Raw genomic sequence first — 19,643 nt, 5'->3', positions numbered from 1 at the left:
TATGCCCAGCACGTCGAAGGACAGCTCGGAATGGACGCCCTGTCCGATTCGACCGGCAAGCCAAAGTCCGGATTCGCCACGCGGCTCGACGAACACTCAAAAGACAATAAAAACCGCGCCGCGAACAGATGCTCGGCCAACATCGGCGGCTCACCCGCTCGATGGCCCGTAGCCAGCCGGCGCTTCGGCACGTTCCAGCGCACCTCGACGGTACATCCCAATCATCACGATTCATTTAACTCTGAATCGTGCCCGCGCCGTGAGCCAGTACCCGCACGGCTTTCCGCTCCGGCCCCTCAAACTCGGTTCAGCGTGTCCCCACCGGAACACTAAATAGACACTAAAAAGCGGACGCGATCTGCGTGCCGCGTTACTCGCCGCCCGCGCAACACCGGTTACGTACCGCGTAGCCGATGGCCGCCGCATCCACGACACAGTCCAACGTATCGTCACATATTTTCACCGGTTAATCGACAGATGCTCGAGCGTCTGAGTACATCCAGATCGAGTCCTTGCGAAGCGATTCAGCAAGGCTGCGAGGCTGACCGGTCCAGATGTCGGATTTTCGACCCATCGTGGACTGACCGACCGCCGGCAATCCAGCGGCGGGGGCGCGATAGCTGCCACGCGCTCGCAGTCACCCGAGCAGCACCGTAGCACCCACGTTCTCCGTCCGGTTGCAAACCACAACCGGACGGTCGACAGACCGATCAACCTCAATTGCTGAAGATCAGACCGCGAGCGGCCCCATTGACGTAAATCCGGCCATATGTGTTCCAGTCGCCGGCCATCACACCGGAGTCGCCGAACTGGTGCGCGTCATCGTTGAAGCGCGCCCACGTTGCGCCGCCGTCGTCGGAATGGTAAATGCCCCAGACGCCGTTCAATGTGCCTTCCACATAGACCGCGGCCGAGTATGGCGAACCGGTCGGCGCCCGCCCCAGGGCGATCACGGTGGCACCCGGTGCGCCGTTGGCCGATGCAAAGACGCCGAGCTTCGTCCAGCTCGCGCCCGAGTCCACCGAGTGGTACACGGCCGTGCCGTCGGCCAGCCAGATGTCGCCCTCGGCATTCGGATTGACCGCCATCGACGTATCCCGCCACGAATTCCACGCGAGGTTCGCGTTCACCGAGCCCTGGCTCAGCGTGAACGTGTGGCCGCCGTCGGTCGAGACGTAGACCTTGCCGCGCTGCCAGCTCCACGATGCACCGCCGGAGTCGTAGGCATAGACCTTGTTCGGATTCTTGCGGTCTGCGGCCAGGCGGTAGGCACGGGGGAAGCCATTCCACGTGGCACTGAACGCCGGCAGGTTGGTCGCCGTCCAGCTGGCGCCATTGTTGGTCGTGTACGACGGCACTGAGTCCGGCGGTGCCCAGGTCACGTTGTTGCGCGACGGGACGACCAGATTGCCCACGTGGCTCTGGCTTGCCGCGGCGCCGTCCGGCAGCGACGCGAACGTCGCCCAGCTATTGCCGCTGTCGCCCGACCAGAAGCCCTTGGTGGCATGGCCGTTGGCATTGTCGACGCCCGCGGCGGCGATGTATGCCGGATCGGACCACGCCATATCGGCCGAATTGCCGCTGCTCCACGTGTTCAGCGGGCCTTTCGTCGGCCTCGTCGAGAGGTCCGTATTGACCCACGTGCCGATGTCGCCGGCGCTGTTGATGAAGTTGTACGACGCACCGGGCGGCGCCGTGACGAGCGCGAGCGTCACGGTTTCCTCGAGATTGTCGACCTTGGGGCTCCAGGTCGGCGTCGGTGACGACGCGTTCATGGTTTCGCAGATGCCGCCGCCGTGGACGTGCATGATGTGATCGCGATTGGCAGGATCGATGGTGACGCCCTCGACCCAGCCGGCGCAGCCGCCCGCGGCAATGCCGGTATGCGGCATGCCGGCCTCGATTTCGCGCCACGTGCTGCCGCCGTCGTCGGAGAGCTGGATGGTCTTGCTGGTGTCGCTCCAGCCGGTCATGCCCAGTGCAATGCGCGCGGACGAGCCCACACCGGCGACGGACAGGCCGCCAAAGCCGTTGCTGCTGGAGCTGTTGAGCAGCGTCCAGTTGCTGTCGTTGCTGCCGCCGAACTTGTAGAGACGGCTCGGTCCGCCGATGCCCTGGCCGACGCCCGCGTTGAACACCATGTAAAAGGTGCCGTCGGACGTGCGCACGACGTGCGGGATGTAGTAGCCGGACACCGCCGCCGGGACCGGCACCGGCGTCCACGAAAAGCCGCCGTTGGTCGACTTGTACAGGGTCGACGTCAGGCCCGCCGCGTTCGCGTAGTCCGGCGCGACGGTGGCCCACATGATCCAGGTCGGCTGGCCGCTCCCCTTGCCCGACGTATCGAAGATCACCTGTTCGACGCCGATCGGAGAATTGCCGCCGCTGATCGTGGTGGAGGACAGCCCCGCGACCTGTGCCCAGGTGCGGCCCGAATCGGCACTCTTCCACAGGCCGGCCGTGCGCGAGCCGTAGAACAGCGTCGACGGATTGTTCGGGTCCACCTGCAGGCGCTCGCCGGTGGCGCGGCCGTTGTCGTTGCCGCCGACCGGGAACGGCAGGTCGTAGTGCGTCCAGGTGTTGCCGCGATCGCTCGAGATGTAGATGCGGCCGTTGTGACCCTGCGTCACGGTAACCCCGGTCATCATGTAGACGAGCTGGTCGTTGTTCGGGTCGAGCGCGAGGCTTTCGACGCCGTGGAAGTCGCCCTCGCCTGCGCCGAAACCAACGCCGTCGGTAATGGGCGTCCACGTCGAGCTGGTCGCGTTCCAGCGGTACGCGCCGCCGACGTCGGTGCGTGCGTACAGCAGGCTCGCGTTGGCCGGATGATAGATCAGGCCGGTGACATAGCCGCCCCCGCCCCACTTGACGCTGGTCCAGCGGGTCGCCGGCAGGTTGCTGCCGCTTCCGCCGATCTGGCTGCGATTGGCGACCACATTGGCACGCAAACTGGACGCGCCTGTCGTGCCGTCGGATCCGTCGCCACAACCCCATAACGTACACGCCATCGCCGCGGCGGCAATCCATCGTTGAGAAAACACGGTCATCGGAGAAATCCTTAAAGGAAGAGGTCCATCGGAAGGCCCGCCATCGGGCGTTGCGCTGCGCAGTCAGTTCGCCATGAGCGACGCGATCTGCGCAGCGCCGAGCGCGCCGCGATAGACGCGGAAATCGTCGATCAGGCCGTTGAACGTGGCGTCGGCACTGTATTGCGATTTGCCCAGCCAGTTCTGCGCGGTACTGCCCAAACGGAACGGCGCCTGGAACATCGCCGTGTTGGTGCCGACGGGCGTGCCGTCCACATAGATCGTGCCGGTCGAACCCGACAGCGTGACGGCCACATGCACCCATCGCTTGCTCGGCAACTCGGTGGGGGCGTCGATGATCTGTTCCGGCGGGCCGTCACCGGGGCCGTTGGCCGTCATGGCAAAGCGCATGCCGGCCCACCCGTTGCGCGACTGCCCGCGCGGCGTAAACATCATGTAGCGGTGGAAGCCCGTGCCGAAGTCGAACAGGCGTGCCCACGTTTGCGAGCCGTTCCAGAACACCCAGCTGGCGATGGTGAAGTCCGACACGTCGGCCAGCAGATCGGCGGGCAACGCCACATACGCGCCCGCGCCGTTGAGCGAGACCGCGTTGCCGTTGCGCCCCGCTGCCCACGTTGCGCCGTTGAGCGTGCCATTGCGCCCGCTGCCCGAACGATCGGTGGCCGTGATGCCGCCACCTTCATCGAACGCGAGGTGCGCAAGCAGCTGCTGCGTCGTGACCACTTTCACTTCGTTGGAGCGCGCCGATTCGCCCGCAATCGTTTGCGCTGTCACGACATAAAAATACGTGCCGGCACCGGCTGGCAGATCGGTGTAGGTCAGCAGATCGGTGATACCGGTTCGGATGGTGGTGTACGGTCCGCCGGCCATGGTGGCGCGCTTGACGTTGTAGCTAATGGCGTTGCTGCTGCCCCACCACGACAGCACCACCTTGCCCGCGCTGGCGTACCCAGTCAGGCCGGTCGGCGTTGCGGCAGGGGTGCCGGGGTCGCGCGTGCAGGTGAGCGTGCCGTAGCCGAGCTGGTCGAAGCCGCCACTGTTGGGGCCATAGTTGCCGCCGCCACCTTCCGGCGCCACAAGCTCGGCAGCGCGCTGGGTGTAAGGCGCCGCCAGGCCTTTGCGGTTGATGTAATGGTTGGCCACCAGTGCCCAGCAGGGCCGCCCCAGCGCGTTGCCTTGCCCGCCGGCGGCGAACTGCGTCTGGATGACGTCGGCGCTGTTCTGGTACGTGACGAAAGGCACCGTGTAGAACGTGCCGTCCGCCTGCGTCAGGTTGGCCTTGGCCACGTATTCGGCGCCCGCCAGAAAGCGGTTGTTGTCGTAGCCGTACAGGTCGATGCCCTGATTCCACGCCATCTCGCAAATGGCGCCCGTCAAGGCAATGCCGAGCACACTGTGGCCCTGGTCCCGGCCGGCTTCCTGCCACTGCCCGAGGTTGCCGGGGTGCATGTAATACACGGCTTGCCGGATACAGCCGTTACTGCCGCCGGCCTTGAAATGAGTGATGGCCTCGTTGACGAGCTCGGCATCGTCGCACAGCACGCCAATGGCCAGGACGCACGCAATGTTGGCCAGGCCCCAGTTGGCCCAGTAGTGCGTGTCCATCGCGGTGTCGATACGGGTCAGGAAAGCATGGCTGACCGGGTAGAAGACATTGCGCATCATTGCCTGAAACGCGGCGAATCCGGCCGGACTCCAACCACTGTAGCCGCGCATGATTTCGGCTGCGTTGGCGAACTCGTAGCCGTAGATGCCGGCGGCGAGCGCCACGTCGCTGCCGCCGAGCGTCGTCAGTGTCGAGGCCCATTGGTCCAGATACTCCACGGCTTTGTCGGCATAGCGCTTGTCGTCCGAGACCTTCCAGCGCAGCGCGTCGCCATAGGCCGCAGCGATGTCGTGGTAGAGGGCGCCGTAGTTCTGACCATGCGTCGGATCATTGCCGCGATAGATGCCGACCTGCGGGTTCGGCTTGTTCGTCAGGCGCGTGTGACCGTTGGCGACGAGCAGGTTCCAGCTGTCGATCCACGGGGAAGCGTGCGCGCCGACCTTAGTGCGCATGCGTTCGAAATCCGCCTCGGTATGCAGCAAGCCAGGATGTACGAAGGCGCGGGTTTGGGCAGTGCCTGCCGACGTCGCGCCTGCGTCGATACCGTCCGAAGTCCGGGCCACGCCGGACGCTTGGCCGTTGTTTGCCGATGTCCGCTCGCCGTCCGCAACCGCGTTACCTCCGTCACCGCCGCATCCGGTCAGAAGCGTTGCACCGAGCCCCATCACGAAATGGCGTCGTGCAAGATTCTCGATGTCGCCGAGTGGGACGATTTCCTCGGATAGCATCGTCGATGCTGCCTTGTCTCGCATGTCCAGATCCCTTGTTTTTTAGCTATAGTCTGACAAAAAGTGTACTAACTGTTTCGTATTTGTCAGAAACAGGCAGCATTCTAGCCAGTGTGATAGGGATCCAATCAAGCGAAAAAAAACAAATTCGCCAATGACACGCAATTGTCACATTGGTGATGCAGGGATCGAGGAATGCGCGAAGCGTCTGGGCACAGTCGCAGAACAAAGCGACGTTGTCACCATTTGCGAAGTGGCGATATCGCTTCGCCAGTCGACACCGGCGTGGAATCGGAAAACTGTCGCGAAATCGTATCTTTGCGTGCGACGAGATAAAGTCGTCGCCGACTGTAGTGTCACGAAGACCGGTGTCAACTCCTCTGCAGTGTCGATATGCCAGTTGGGGGTATCGCGATCTGGCCGCCGCGTTCGGCATGACGGTCTCGATGAGCCGGCGTGCCAACGCGTGGGACAACGCGCCGATGGAGAACTTCGTTAAAGCCCTGAAGGTCGAGCGCATTTACCAAACGCGCTCGAGACCCGCGCGCAGGCGTGCCTAGACATCGTCGACTGGATCGAGGGCTATTACAATCGACAGCGCATGCACACGTCCATCGGCTACTGCACTCCCGTCGAATACGAAACCCTACGCGCTGCTCCATGACATGCTGTACGTGAAAACGAGGCAGGGTCAGTCATTGACGAATCGATGGACCATACATGGAGTTCCGTTCGCAAAGGCGCAGTTGCTGACTCGCCAGTTGCGCTGGAAAGGCTCCAAGGCGGGCCGTCGCATGGTCCCCGAAGTGGACGCCAGAATCAGCGGCCCCTGACAAACCCAGAGCGGTTCAATATCACGCGGGAGGGATCGGTGGAATCAGCAGAATCGGATCAACCCGCGGATTCGCAATTTGCGGAGGCACAACCATCTGATCATTTTTGTCATAGACGAACGTAGCCTCGTCTGACCGCGATGACGGAAGTGTTATCCGGATGATGGGTACGATGCGCTTCGAGGCTTGCTGGTAATCCACTTGGTCGCCTTGGGCCCCCTTAAGTCCATTTGCGTGACCTGCAAGATAGAAAAATGCCATGATTGGCAGCTTCTCAGGGATATCTTGCTCCCATGTAGCTAAACGCAGCTCATTTTGCTCGTGCATGGATTCTTCGCCAATCAATGCCATTGCCTCAATGCTGGTTTTGAAAATAGCGGCGGTCGCTGGGGCCCCATGATGTACGTCAAAGCCACATTGGTGGGCGTGCTTATTGCCACTTGTGCTGCGATAGTGTGAAAACCATTCCGAAGCAGTTGAAATGCCTCGCGCCTGACATGGGCCGCTGTCAGTCGGAAATGAGTTATCCGCACCGCATCCTTTGTCCACTCGATTTTCAGTGTTGGCGTCGATTGGGAATGAGCACATAACCTCAGGCTCGACGACATTCTGCTTTATATTATACCTATAAGGAACGAAAATTAAGCCATTACCGTACCCATAAGCCAGCTTGCTGAACTTCGAATCTTTTCGCAGATAGGAGAATGAGACGCCTCCACTCGAAACGGAAGCAGGACTCGGGTTCCACGAGTGGTACTGAGACGAATGCATGGTCCCGCGAAGCATTACTCCGGAACAGCGAAACGCCGGGTTTGTAGCACTACCGCAATCTGGAGCCAAATTATTGTAATTGTCCGTGAGCTGTTGCGCGACCTTGTTGCCAGCGACTCCGACGAGCGCGACCGAGCCATCTTCGCCCGAGTATGCATGGGCGAGTGATATTCCAGCGAGGGAAGACACTATTATCATCAAGATAAAAAACCATTTGTATTTCATTTTCCACTTTTCTTAAAATGGATAAAATTTATGAGACATGCCGAATTTTCATCATCGGCACTCTTGCTTTTAATATGATTGAGCGGACGAGCCCCATCATATCGCTCGGGCGCCAATAGAATGGACGCTCCGCGACATGGATATGTCAAAATGGCAAATAATCGGAAACGGTGTCAAATAGACGCCATGGCGCCGTTAACTTTCCCGACGAAATGGGCAGCCCGATGGCATCATTGCTTATGGGAGTAAATGATGCGTTTCCACGACGCTCGCTTGCGACGGCTTCGGCGCACGGGAACCGCCCGCGGCCTGTCATGAACCGCGCGGTGGAATTTCTGGGGGTTGCGGCGGATATCGTCCGTACTCGCAGGCGATCGATCGTTGAAGTCCCGACGCTCGTTCGGCGCCGCCGTCACTGAGAATATTTGCCCAAGGTCGGCGGCTCGTCGGTGGCCTCTATCTCGTTGCTCCATGTCTCCTGGTCCTGCCGCGTACTGCCGACAGGACCAGCGCTGGCAATGAGGTAGGTCCTAAGCACCACCCGCAACGCAGCTCAAAGCGTCATTCCGGTTGCTCACCACACGAAACCAGCGCCGACACCACCCGCCACGGTTCCTCGTGTGTTCGTCGAGCCAGAAGCCTTGATGATCCAGCGCCCAGCGTAGGTGGACAGACCCACCGCAAGAGCAGACTGGCCGGCGTACGTGCCGCCGCCCACTGCGACGACGCTCTTCCCGGGCGCAGGTGCTTGCGGCAGCGACGCAATGGCCACGGCTGACGCGGTGCCTCCATTTGCATCCGCACGATCGTGTTCGATCTGCGATCGCAAGCCGCCCACCGATTCGTTGAGCTGTTGGACGTTGACGGCATCCGTCGGTGCGACACCGGCCGATACGTTCGTCAGGGTGCGCGTCATGCCCGTGGCGCTGTTGCCGAACGAGACGGCATTGTCCGCGTCAGCCACGGAACCTGCACCAATTGCAACGCTGTTGGTGCCCCAAGCGGTCGCGCCCTGTCCGACCACGGTGCTGTTCTCGCCGTGAGCGGATGCAGATTGCCCGATCGCCGTGCTATTGATTGCACGTGCATCCGCCCCGGCACCGATCGCTGTCGCGCCCAGCGCTTGCTGCGCCGAATTCGCGCCGATTGCCGTGGTGTCGCCGGCATCGCTGTCGATAACGGAGCCTGAGCCGGCCCCGACGTCGCTAACGTCCCGGCGCAGATTGGCCATCGTCATGACCCGACCATCACCGCGCGGATCGCCGGCATCGGTTTCGATCTTGCTGACGCGATCGTCCATCGCGCCCATTCGGTTTTCGAAGTCGCTTTGCAGCGACGACAACTGGCCATAGTTCACCGCGTCGTATCGGCTCTTGCCGTCGGCAACGTTGGTCAGCATCACCGGCGCTGCCGACGGACCGCCCAGCGTCACCGAGCCATAGTTCGGATTGCCGTGCGAGTCGAGATCGTAGCGCAGCGCCAGCGAATCCGTGGCGCCATACGCCGCAGCCGCCTGCACCGCCTCCGATACCGTCCCGTACTGGTGACCGTGCACTTCAATCGAATGAATGGCCACGTGGCCGCTTCCATCGACCGTCGTGTCGCCGCCGATCGCGTTCGCAAGACTCGTAGCCGCGCCGTGCAACTGCGCCACGTTCACCGCGTCGGTACCCTGCGTACCCGCCGCAACGTTCACGATCTGGCGCTCGCTTCCGGCATTGCCCACTGAAACGGTATTGGCTCGACTCGCCTGGGAACCCGCCCCCAGTGCCACAGCGCCGTTCGCCCCTTTTTCCACGAAGGCTTTCGCGCCGAGCGCCATCGCGTCGGTCACGTTCCGGGCAACGCTCGCCCCCGTGCCCAGCGCAATGCCATTCGTCGCGCCCACCACGGCCTCGGCGCCATTGCCGATCGCAATCGAACTTTCGCCGATCGCGTGCACATCGTTATTGCCGATAGCGATCGCGTTCTCGCCGTTCGCCCTCGCCTGCGAACCGATTGCAAGGGCGCTGGCACCATTCGTCGTCACATGCGAGCCGATCGCCACCGAGTACGGCTGCTCGGCACCGGTTTGCGCCATATTGCCGATCGCCACGGAGTTGTCCGAGTTCGCGATGGTACGCATGCCAATGGCAATCGTGTCTGCGCCCGACGCAACCGACCCGACACCGATTGCAGCCGAGGTCGTACTCGCCGGATCGCCGTCGGCGATACTCGCCGCGTTCGGCAGGCTACCGTCAGCACCCTGGCCGTCGATCAGCACGAAATTGGACAAACGTTGCTCGTCGATGGCAAAGGGATCGGCAACCAGCAAGCTGCGCCGCGACGCCAGATCGGACGAGAGCTTGTCGGTACGGCTCGACACCTTCCCGATCGCATCAGTCAGCTGATTCAAGTTGACTGCATCGGTACCTTTCGTACCCGCTGCCAGGTTCGAAATGCGGCGCTCGCGCCCGACGTCGCCCACCGACACCTGGTTTGCTTCCAGTGCGACCGAGTTGATACCGATCGCAACCGAATTGACTCCGGTCACGCGCGAACCCGCACCCAAAGCGATCGAGCCATTCGCTATCGCATTTGCACCGGCGCCAATCGCAACGGCATTCGTTCCCGTCGCAATCGCGTCTACACCTTGAGGCTTGATCTGGATGGCCTTCATTGCAAGGCTGACGTCAGCCAGCTCATCCCGTATCGGCTGCGTCGCAGCAGTCAATTGCCCCACATTGACCGCATCGGTATCCGCACTGCCTGCCGCGACGTTCTTCAATGTCGTGCCATGCTCGCCACGCAGCGTTATCGTGCTGCCCGCGGCATCGTCGTACGCCACCGCGTTCGGATCGATACCGCCGCCACTGTCCGCGGCTGCCGCGATCGCGTCGCCGACGTTACCGTAGGTTTTGTCACCGACGCGATACTTCGGCGCCATCACGTTACCTCTCGCGTCCACCGTCGAACCGCCCCCCAGTGCCGTCGCGACACTCTGTGACGCACGGTGCAATTGCGAACCGTTTATCGCTTCCATACTCGTCGCACTGACCGTGCCGGCCGCCACGTTCTTCAGTGTCGTGCCCTTCACGCCAAGCGTGATCGAGCGCTTGGCGGAATCGTCATAAACGACCGCATTCGGATCCGTACCGCTATCGGCGGCTGCCGCAATCGCATCCGCGACGTTGTCGAAAGATTTGCTGCCCACTCGATATGTCGGCGTCGTTACGTGGCCGTTGGTGTCGATATTCACGCCAAGCACGTTCGCCACCCTCGAAAGCTGGTTGACGTTGACTGCATCACCGGCGTGCGCGCCGTTCTTGACGTTGGAGATTCTAGAACCCGATACGCTGATTCCCGCCCTGGACGACAACACAAGCCGGCTGCCGGCAATGGTCGCGCCTTCGGCATCGACGATTATCCGATTCGCCTTGAACGGGTCGTCACCATAAAACAGCCCGGCCGATCTGCTTCCCGCCCATACTCCCGACCACAAATATGTGTCGGCCCCATTTCCAGAGGTAAGATAAGAAAAATACCGGCCCGCCATCTGGGAAAAATGAGCCCCACGCACACCCCTATAATTTGAATTATCCCATCTAGCGCAATTTTCAAATAGCACGCCGCTATTTATACAATTGCTGGCCACCGGGGTTTCATATCCAATGTATGGATTATGCGCATACGCGGCAGAAGAAAACAGGACACCACACCCGCCGCCAGCGACCGTCGCGAGAACGACGGAAACCTTATACAGCTCGCGCGCCCCCACGTGCAACACCGTGCCTGAAACAAATTTACGTCGCATACTAATCAATTCCAATAGTTACAACACAAACCGACAACCATCAAAACAATTCGCAAGATTTTTAGAATCGGTTGCGTTGGCAGCAGAATACCGGCATCTGGAGAGCAGCCTCAATACATAGTCGGCGCGCTGTTGTAATTTCGGAAATTTCTCTAGTTCCAGAATTATCTAGCAGCGTTTCGAAACGAACACGCTTATCGTCCCGGTCGGGCGGTTACATATATCCAGTTGGCGTTGCCCCCTCCGCGCCGCGTAGCGACGGATTAGATGCATAGCATCCTTGGAGCACCGAATGTCGGTGTTTCGGTGGTTGGCAACCGAGGCATCGTGGAAGATCAATGCTCACGGGCATGCACGCCGATCTCTCTTTCCAAGCGTTGTGCAACGCGCGCCCCGTGGTTTGCCGTCAGCGCCGCAGGGCGAGAGTCGACACGACAACTCCTAAAACACCCGAACGATACGGAGGAATTTATCGAACAGAAAAATGGCGATTAAAAATCGCAAAAAGGGTGCCGCCAGCCAATTTCCACCAACAGCATCACCATGAATCATTTATTCAAACTTTTATTATCTTCAATAGCAATCTTTTTTCTCAGCCAAACTGCATTCGCACAAAACACCGCCACCCAGGCAGAAGCAAAAGTTATCGACTACGTCGGACCTATTGCGATCAGCCAGCTATACGATTGGTATTACAAAACTCCCAAAAGCTGCGGCGGCCAGTATCGACCAGCTTTCCTGTGTAGCGGAGTAATGTTGCGCGCCACCGTGGAAAGTCCCGCATTCCGGCCATGGAACCCAAGCCCGGCCTCACAAGCGAGTGGCGGCGTCTCTTTCTCGTGGATCAGAGCCGACAGTAATTTTTCAAAGCTTGTTTTTGGTTATAAGAATGGATTCATACTATACCCCGGATATAGCACGCTTCAAGGCAAAGACAGCATCATGGTTCTCTGTGCTTATTCAATGGATGGAGGCACCGACCAGCGCCCTGGGAATGGTTGCGGCGCGTCCGCCAATTACCCTACCGAGAGCCGTCCCTGCATCGAGCAGGGAATCACAGATGCTCAAAAATGGATAAATCATTTTGATTCGCTAAAGATAAAATACAGCGATCAATGCGGCTGGGATGTCACCAAAGGACACTCAGGTACCGCAGATCATTTTTATCAAAGCATTCTGGCGAGGCAAAAGATGCTTTCGCCATGGTGGAATATCCAAAACGAGTTGCGCGTGGCTACATGGAAGCAAAACAATGGCAAAAAACTTCCGATTCATTCGTTTTTCTACATAACCGGCGACAATCAGGCCCTAATCAATGCAAAAATCGATCAAAAAACCTTCTATCAGGAATATGGAATTGTAGTTCCGGTGGTTGCGATCACTCTTCCAACATCGAAAGGCAAGGAAGCCTCTTTTTCCTATAAACGCAGCGATCAATCTTCGGAAGTTTTGTAACTGACTTGGGGGCTTTGCCCCCCCCAAGCTCGGCATGGTGTTCGCCTTGGTGCTGTCATGATCCCTGGTGCTGTCACCGGGCTTGGCGGGTGGCTCGTGATTTCCGAAAGGGGCTGGCCAGGATATCCGACACCGTCCGTAACGTGAAGACGTGCCATGTCATCCGATGCGGAATCCATGCTGCGACGTCACTCCCGTGTGGTCCGCACGATACCGGACCCGTCCGATTACGCCGCACCGCTTCAATCCTGGGCGGCCCCCTGTCCATGCACGACAGAAGCAATCAGAGACGCACTCAGCAGCAGAAATTCCTGCACTGTATACCCGAGCTTCCGCGCCGCCGACTCGATATGTCGGTAATCACTGGAACCCACCTCCACGATCACTGCCTTACCGTCCACCCAAGCGCTTCTCATTCCTCCTCCTTGCATCCGACTTCTCGAATCTACTCGGCTTCATCCTCGATGCCATTTGCAACGTCGCCCGGTACCGAAACACCCCAAAAAAGAGCTGTAACGATTAGCATTCTAATTACCGCCATACTCACCAAAAAATCGCCCAAAAAATTTACTAGTAGAAGGCAAATACAAACCTGATAAATCCCGATAAGACTATAAGGCAAAGCGTCCATTTTACATATCAGCCAATGCTTATTTTCAATCCAAGCGCGTAGGCGCATTCTGGTTTTATTCTTTGATGAGCATAAGCGGTCTATCACTTGCTAAAATTTGCCGAAATTAATTTGGGAGATTCTGAAATGGCTTGGCGCGTTGTGCTCGCAGACGACCATCCCATCATGTTGCTCGGTTGCCGTCTTCTGATTGAGCAGAATGGCATGGAGGTCGTGGGAGAGGCGCGCGACTCGAGCGAGTTGATGTCAATCCTGGCCCACGTCGCCTGCGATATCGTCATCACGGATTTCTCGATGCCCAACACCGGACGCGCCGATGGACTCGCAATGCTGTCGACCCTTCGACGGGATCACGGCGCCTTACCCGTCATCGTGCTCACGAATATGGCGAATGCCGGTTTGTTGCGTGCAATGTTGAACGAAGGCGTACTGGGCATCGTGGAAAAGGGAGCGGAAAAAAGTGAACTGTTCGCTGCCGTTCGCACTGCGCTGCGAGGCGCGATCTACATCAGTGCCAGACTGCAGCGCGAATTGACGAAACTCGGACTGACCGAGATGGAAAGCCAGCGGGCCGCGAATTTGACGCCCCGCGAGTTGGAGGTGCTGCGCCTTCTTGCCAGCGGCAAATCGCCGACGGAAGTCGGCCAGATACTACATCGGACCATCAAGACCGTCAGCTGGGCCAAGACATCGGCAAAGCGCAAGCTCGGCCTCAAAAGCGATGCCGAACTGTACGAGTATGTCGTCAATCTCGGACTCATTGGCTGATGCCGCTTGCCCGGCCGCGACGGCGGTCGGACGTGGCAGACGGCCCCGGTTCAGGCGTCATGCCCACCGGAACGATTCGATTCGCGCCCCCATCAACTGAAATGTGCGTGCCGCATCGGCGGCAGCATCGCCATCCAATCGCACGGTAAGTCAATTTTGAAGAACAGCTTGTGGGTCAGCTTGCGGTTGAGCGTGGCTGTCGTCGTCGCGGTCCTGAGCACGTGCCCGATCGAGTCCGTAACGGTTGCAAATGTCGGAGAATCGACGCTTCGGTCGGCGGTGCCCTGGCCGAAGGAACCGACGGTGTCGATACAAACTCATCGCACGGTCGAGCGCTTGACGCTTACGCCGAAAGACCGTAGCTGGCTGGCCTCGCTTCCCCCGATCAAACTGGGCGTGGACCCGGAATGGGCGCCCATTGCCTACCTTGACGCAAACGATCGCCCGAGCGGCATTGCTGCGGACTATCTGGGCCATATATCGGCATCGCTAGGCATTCGCTTTGCTGTCGTGAAAACGAATTCGTGGGCGGAAACCTTGTCTCGCGCGCAGTCGGGTGAACTGGATGCTGCCATACCGGTCAATACGCCGGTCGCCCGCGACGGGGTCTTGCTCTATAGCGTCCCGTTCATCACGCTCCCGGACGTGGTCGTGACTCGACCTCACGTGTCGCCGCAAGGAATCGTCGATCTAGCCGGCCGCCGGATAGCGGTCTCGGATCCCAGCGAGCTTCCCGCCACGGTACGGCAACAGATGCCCGACGCGGAAATCGTCATGGCCGCGAGCGCTCATCAAGCGATGAGCGCGGTGGCAGAAGGACGTGCCGATGCCTATGTCGGAAACGCGGCGATCGTCGATTTCAACATCCGGAACTATTTCCCTGGCATTCTCAAGATCGCGTCGCCGGCCGATCTCGACAGCCGGCTGAGTATTGCAGTCAACCGCCGCTACGAACGACTGATTCCCCTGATCAACTGTGCGCTTGCAGCTATCCCCAAGAGGGAACAACAACGCATTCGAAGCCGATGGCTGTGGCCTCGATATTCGGCGGGCCTGCCATGGAAAACGTTCGAGCTTGTGTTGCTCGGCACCGCGATCGTATTGGCAACCATTACCACTGCATACGTCCGGCTGCGCCGCGAGGTTCGCCGGCGATTGGCAGTTGAGCGTGAACTGGCCGATCAGCTCAGCTTCCGCGAAGCGCTGATGGAATCCCTTCCATACCCATTGGTCGCGAAAGATAGCGCGAACCGATATATCGCGCTCAATCACGCTTATGAAACTGCATTCTCGGTGAAGCGCGACGAGCTGATCGGTAAAACGACGCTCGACGCGTCGCCGCTGGATCCCCAATGGAATCGGAGCATCCACGCGATGAGCGAGCGAGTTCAGGATCAGCAACAACCTCATCACGCCGAGGTCAATCTGATGGATCGCGACCAGAAGCAGCGGTCCTGGCTGTACTGGATGCATCCCTTTCAATTGCCGAGTGGGAAGCCCGGCGGGCTGCTCGTCACGTTGGTGGATGTCACCACGATTCGTGATGCAGAACAGCGTGCACGCGCGCTGGATCAACGATTGAGGCGCGTGACCGCCCATCTTCCGGCGGTCGTCTTCGAATTGCGTCGCACTCCGGATGGCGTGCTCCGTTTTCCTTATGTCGGAGGCAATACCCGCGCCATGTGGGATCTGGATGCGCAAACAATGGAAGACGATGCGCTGACGGCGCTTTCACGGGTGCATCCCGATGACCGATCTCTCATCAAATCGGCTGTCAGGCATTCCGCACGGACCATGCAGCGGGTTTCCATCGATTTTCGCTGCCGTTCCCAGGGATGCGAACGCTGGATTCACACGGAAGCGACACCCCAAACCGAGCATGACGGGACGATATTCTGGAGTGGCGTCTGGTCGGATGTCACTCACATCAAGGCGCAAGCCAGGGAACTGGCCCGTGCGAAAGAAGCGGCCGAATTGGCCGCGGCATCAAAAGCGAGATTTCTCGCCACCATGAGCCACGAGATACGCACACCGATGAACGGGGTCATAGGGATGCTCGAGCTGTTGCGACACGAGTCGTTGAGCATCAGGCAGCAGCGCATGCTTCACATGATCGGTGAATCCGCGATGACGTTGATGCAGATTCTCGACGACGTTCTGGACTTCTCGAAGATCGATGCAGGACAGTTGGAAATCGTGACCGAACCGACCGACCTGCGCGCGCTCCTGGACGGCGTCAGTGCGGTAGCCGCCACGCTCGCCCACGACAAGGGCCTCGTCGTGCGCAATTTCGTCAGCCACCGACTCGCCGCTGAACTCGAGATAGACGGCCTGCGTCTTCGCCAGATTCTATTCAACCTGATGAGCAACGCAATCAAGTTCACGGAAAGCGGCGAGGTCGGCGTACGCGTCGAGATTATCGACTACCGCAATGCGTGCCAGCGCGTTCGCTTCACGGTACACGACACAGGCATCGGCATCACCCCGGCACAACTGCAATGTCTGTTCGCGCCTTTCACACAGGCCGACACGTCGATCTCGCGCCGCTTCGGCGGCACCGGTCTGGGGCTGGCCATCTGCAAACGACTGGTCGAACTGATGCAGGGCTCCATTCGCATTGAAAGCACGCCGCGTGTCGGTACGCACGTCATCGTCGAATTCGACCTGAACGTCCATCTTGTGGCTCGGTCTACGCCGGTCGCAGGCAAGCAGGCCAGTATCGACTTATCCGACATAGCGCTCGCGGCCGCGCTGCGCGAAGTTCTGATGCCGCTCGGCGTCGTCGTGACCGGCGATACGTCGCGGGCAGACATACGCTTTGTGGACGAATGCCGGCTCTTCGAAATCCGCGACGACAGGCTCGTTATCGGCCTGACCGACGAACCCATCCCGACGGGCTACGAGATCTCGCCCGACGGCACGTGTCGGCTCAGCCACAATCCGTTGACATGCACCGCGGTCGAAGCATTGTGCCTTCATGCCACTGCCGCACCTCGCTTCGCAGGGACCGATACCCGTCTTCCATCCGTTGAATATCCGTCGTCGGGTATTCGAATCCTCGTCGTAGACGACCATCCGATCAATCGGCTCGTCATCGAGGCGCAACTCGCCCGACTCGGCTATACCGCCATTGCGGTCTCCAACGGCACGGACGCACTGCACGCACTGGACGATTCCGGTATCGCGCTGGTGCTCAGCGATTGCGCGATGCCGGACATGGATGGTTACGACCTGGCGAGACGTATCCGCTCCCGGGAGCCCCGATCGCGGCGCATCCCCATTCTTGCGTTGACGGCCAACGCATTGCCCGACGAAGCGATTCGGTGCGCCGAAGCCGGCATGGACGGCCTGCTCGTCAAACCCACCACGCTGGCGGTACTGCGCGAGCAGCTCGCGCGTTGGGTGCCAACGGCGCCTTGCCAGATACAGACGGACGCCATGCGCTGGCTTTCCCCGCCCGTCTCGCCTGTAGAACGCACACACTTGCCCAAGCTGATCCGGGGATTTCTGGCCGAGACCGCGAAGGATATGGCCTTCCTTCAGGCCGCAATACAAAGCGGCAACGCAGTGGCGGCGGCCGAGCATATCCACCGCATCGCCGGTGCCAGCAAATTATTCGGCTCGGATGTCCTGGCTGATGCCGGCGAGCGATTATCCGAGCGACTTCGAGAGGATGGCGTGACGGGCCAGGAGGCAGCACTGGCGGCGTTTTTCGCACAAGTCGAGCAGTTGACCGCCAGACTCAGCACGTTGATGGCCGCACAGCGTGAATAGTGTGGCCACCCGGCGCGAAAAATCGGATTGTGGCGAGCGCCACCTCTAAAATGAAAGTCGGCCCTTTCATTAGCGGGTCGGGCTATTCCGCTCGGCGGCAGCAGTCGATACAGCAGCCTGCTGCATCGTGTATGCCACCTCTCGGCGAAATCACCCTGCGCGATCGTGTCTCCGGCGCAATTGACGCAAAACGTGCCGTGCGCTTCAAAATGCTCGCGACCTCAGCGGGGGGCAACCAAGGGTTGGTCGTCAACATCAGCGATACCACGCCCGACACCTGGGGTGCCGCGAGACTAGTGCCATGCATATCGCCGTGGGACGCATCGGCTGGTACTCGCGTACCGGTAGGGGAGAGAGTCCCGATGTTCGTCCCCAGTGAGCTCGGCGTCACACGTGAATGCGTATTGCCGCCGAGCACGCGACGACCGGCCTGGTCGCTTTTCGCCACTGAAATCATATCCCGACGACCCGGCGATGCATCGATCTCGCTAAGGACATCATTGCTGGCGGCAGCGACAACCGTCACGCCTTGCCCCATGAGATCGTCGATAGCGTCCTGAAATGTCCAACTGCAGGCGTCGACCGATGCGACGCTCAGGTTGACTGCCTTTTCAGGACGTCGATTTTCCAGCGCGCGAGTAACCGGCACCGTCGCCCATCGCGTTCCGTCAACTACATCGTTGTACATGTCCCGTGCCATCACGGTGCCGTAGCGCTGCGTCCCGCCGGACGATCGGCGCATCTTGACGACGATCTCGTTGCCGTGGTTTTCCTTCCACCCGATGCTCCCTACCCCAGAATCGCCATCGCATGAGGAAAGTAATACGGCTATCATTACAAAAGCGGGGCATAACGGCGGGAATTTCCTGCGATCTTCAATCACGTCGAGCTCGAAAACGTAATTTAACGGTGGCGCGGGCGGCCCTTTCATTGAAAAGAACCATTGTCAGAAAATGGTCGAACCGCGTCAAAAAATCAGCTAGCCTCGCCAAAGCATATCCCGCACGGCGTCTACCAGATCGACATTGGTCTTCACGCCGAACTTCTTCATTGCATTTGCCTTTTGCGTACTGATCGTTTTCCGACTTCGACTGAGCTTTTCCGCGATTTCCCCGACTGCCATTCCGCGCGACAGAAGCCGTACCACATCAAGCTCGCGCGGTGACAATAAATTGGTTCGCGCCTGCCTGTCACCACCTCGACCCGAATCGCACAGCATATCTCCCGCAATGTCCGGATCCACATACCTTTTCCCGCGCATGACTTTATCGACGATTTTCGGCAAGGAAAGTGAATCGTCACTCGATTTCACAACGAATGCCGATACGCCCTTTTTCATCACGCGCTGGACGGACAGTCCATCCCTCAACTCGGCCAACAGGATAATCTTCACGTTCGGATGGTTTCTGCGGATGGTTTCAAGCATTCGCATCCCGTCCGGCTCCGGATCGTCGCCAAATGCATAATCGCAAATCAACACATCACATTCGCAAGTGCTCAACATCGAGGCCATGCCGGACAACGTATGCGCCTCGGCGACGATTTGCATACTTTCCACACTCGAGAAAATGTGACGCAGGCCCTGCACTATCATCGGATAGGAGTCTGCGACGACAATATTTATCTTCCGTGCCGGAATAAAATCATCTGCATTCATGCCGGACGAAAACGAACTCGAATAGCTTTCTCGATCAATAAAACTCATCGATGGAAATTCCAAACATGACTATCAAAAAACTGTCGTGGCGACACCTCCGACACGACAGAAGGTATCAAGTCACTGCGACAGTACGCTATCCCAAGCTGGAGATCGTGACACCGACGGTCGCGCGAAATCCAATGCCTGAACAATAACGCTCGACATCGCCGTAAGGGACTAGAAAATTCTCATCGTCGGTGCGAAAAAAGCACATTCATCGTGCATCATTGCGAAGACCATGGCGCGAGAAAGGCGCTTAGATGCGTTTGTAACCTACATGCGCAGCCCGTCCGGTATGTGCACGTGGCTCATG

General features: G+C 59.4%; 10 protein-coding genes and 1 pseudogene. 5 read left to right on the top strand and 6 right to left on the bottom strand.

The window, feature by feature from the left end:
* Nucleotides 1–30 precede the first annotated feature (30 nt).
* Nucleotides 31–333, top strand: coding sequence for a hypothetical protein (locus CFB49_RS36105; protein ID WP_143329350.1), 303 nt, complete (start codon nt 31–33; stop codon nt 331–333).
* Between the two features lie 383 nt (nt 334–716).
* Here CFB49_RS36105 and CFB49_RS30605 read toward each other — a convergent pair whose 3' ends face one another.
* The gene (locus CFB49_RS30605; protein WP_249190600.1) at nt 717–2,948 is read right to left on the bottom strand and encodes a WD40/YVTN/BNR-like repeat-containing protein; all 2,232 of its coding nucleotides are present in this window, start codon (nt 2,946–2,948) and stop codon (nt 717–719) included.
* Nucleotides 2,949–3,110: 162 nt separating this feature from the next.
* Nucleotides 3,111–5,381, bottom strand: coding sequence for a LamG-like jellyroll fold domain-containing protein (locus tag CFB49_RS30600; RefSeq protein ID WP_089493704.1), 2,271 nt, complete (start codon nt 5,379–5,381; stop codon nt 3,111–3,113).
* 386 nt (nt 5,382–5,767) lie between these two features.
* On the opposite strand from CFB49_RS30600, the pseudogene CFB49_RS36635 reads away from it, so the two are divergent.
* Nucleotides 5,768–6,045, top strand: a pseudogene (locus CFB49_RS36635) (transposase); the annotation flags it as partial.
* A 190-nt stretch (nt 6,046–6,235) separates the two neighbouring features.
* Here CFB49_RS36635 and CFB49_RS30590 read toward each other — a convergent pair.
* Complete coding sequence (locus CFB49_RS30590; protein WP_089493248.1) at nt 6,236–7,210, bottom strand: N-acyl homoserine lactonase; 975 nt, start codon at nt 7,208–7,210, stop codon at nt 6,236–6,238.
* 574 nt (nt 7,211–7,784) lie between these two features.
* Nucleotides 7,785–11,003, bottom strand: a complete 3,219-nt coding sequence (locus CFB49_RS30585) for a YadA family autotransporter adhesin (protein WP_143329349.1) — start codon at nt 11,001–11,003, stop codon at nt 7,785–7,787.
* A gap of 543 nt (nt 11,004–11,546) precedes the next feature.
* Between CFB49_RS30585 and CFB49_RS36095 the strand changes: the two genes are divergently transcribed.
* From CFB49_RS36095 to CFB49_RS30575, 3 genes are all read left to right on the top strand, one after another.
* Entirely contained in the window at nt 11,547–12,458 is a 912-nt protein-coding gene (locus CFB49_RS36095) for an N-acyl homoserine lactonase (protein WP_143329348.1), read from the top strand.
* A 757-nt stretch (nt 12,459–13,215) separates the two neighbouring features.
* Entirely contained in the window at nt 13,216–13,857 is a 642-nt protein-coding gene (locus tag CFB49_RS30580) for a response regulator transcription factor (protein ID WP_050014196.1), read from the top strand.
* 168 nt (nt 13,858–14,025) lie between these two features.
* Nucleotides 14,026–17,631, top strand: a complete 3,606-nt coding sequence (locus tag CFB49_RS30575) for an ATP-binding protein (protein WP_256979931.1) — start codon at nt 14,026–14,028, stop codon at nt 17,629–17,631.
* An 82-nt stretch (nt 17,632–17,713) separates the two neighbouring features.
* Here the strand turns inward: CFB49_RS30575 and CFB49_RS30570 are convergent, their stop codons facing one another.
* Both CFB49_RS30570 and CFB49_RS30565 read right to left on the bottom strand, forming a co-directional pair.
* Nucleotides 17,714–18,562, bottom strand: a complete 849-nt coding sequence (locus CFB49_RS30570) for a S8 family serine peptidase (RefSeq protein ID WP_089493246.1) — start codon at nt 18,560–18,562, stop codon at nt 17,714–17,716.
* Nucleotides 18,563–18,610: 48 nt separating this feature from the next.
* Nucleotides 18,611–19,336: a response regulator transcription factor gene (locus CFB49_RS30565; RefSeq protein WP_249190602.1), complete on the bottom strand. Its 726-nt coding sequence runs from the start codon at nt 19,334–19,336 to the stop codon at nt 18,611–18,613.
* Between the last annotated feature and the right edge of the window lie 307 nt (nt 19,337–19,643).

The sequence above is a fragment of the Burkholderia sp. AU17457 genome (genome assembly GCF_002223255.1).
Taxonomy (GTDB): Bacteria; Pseudomonadota; Gammaproteobacteria; order Burkholderiales; family Burkholderiaceae; genus Burkholderia; species Burkholderia sola.
The sequence above is the reverse complement of the archived record's forward strand: the minus strand, read 5'-3'. Positions and strand labels throughout refer to the sequence as shown.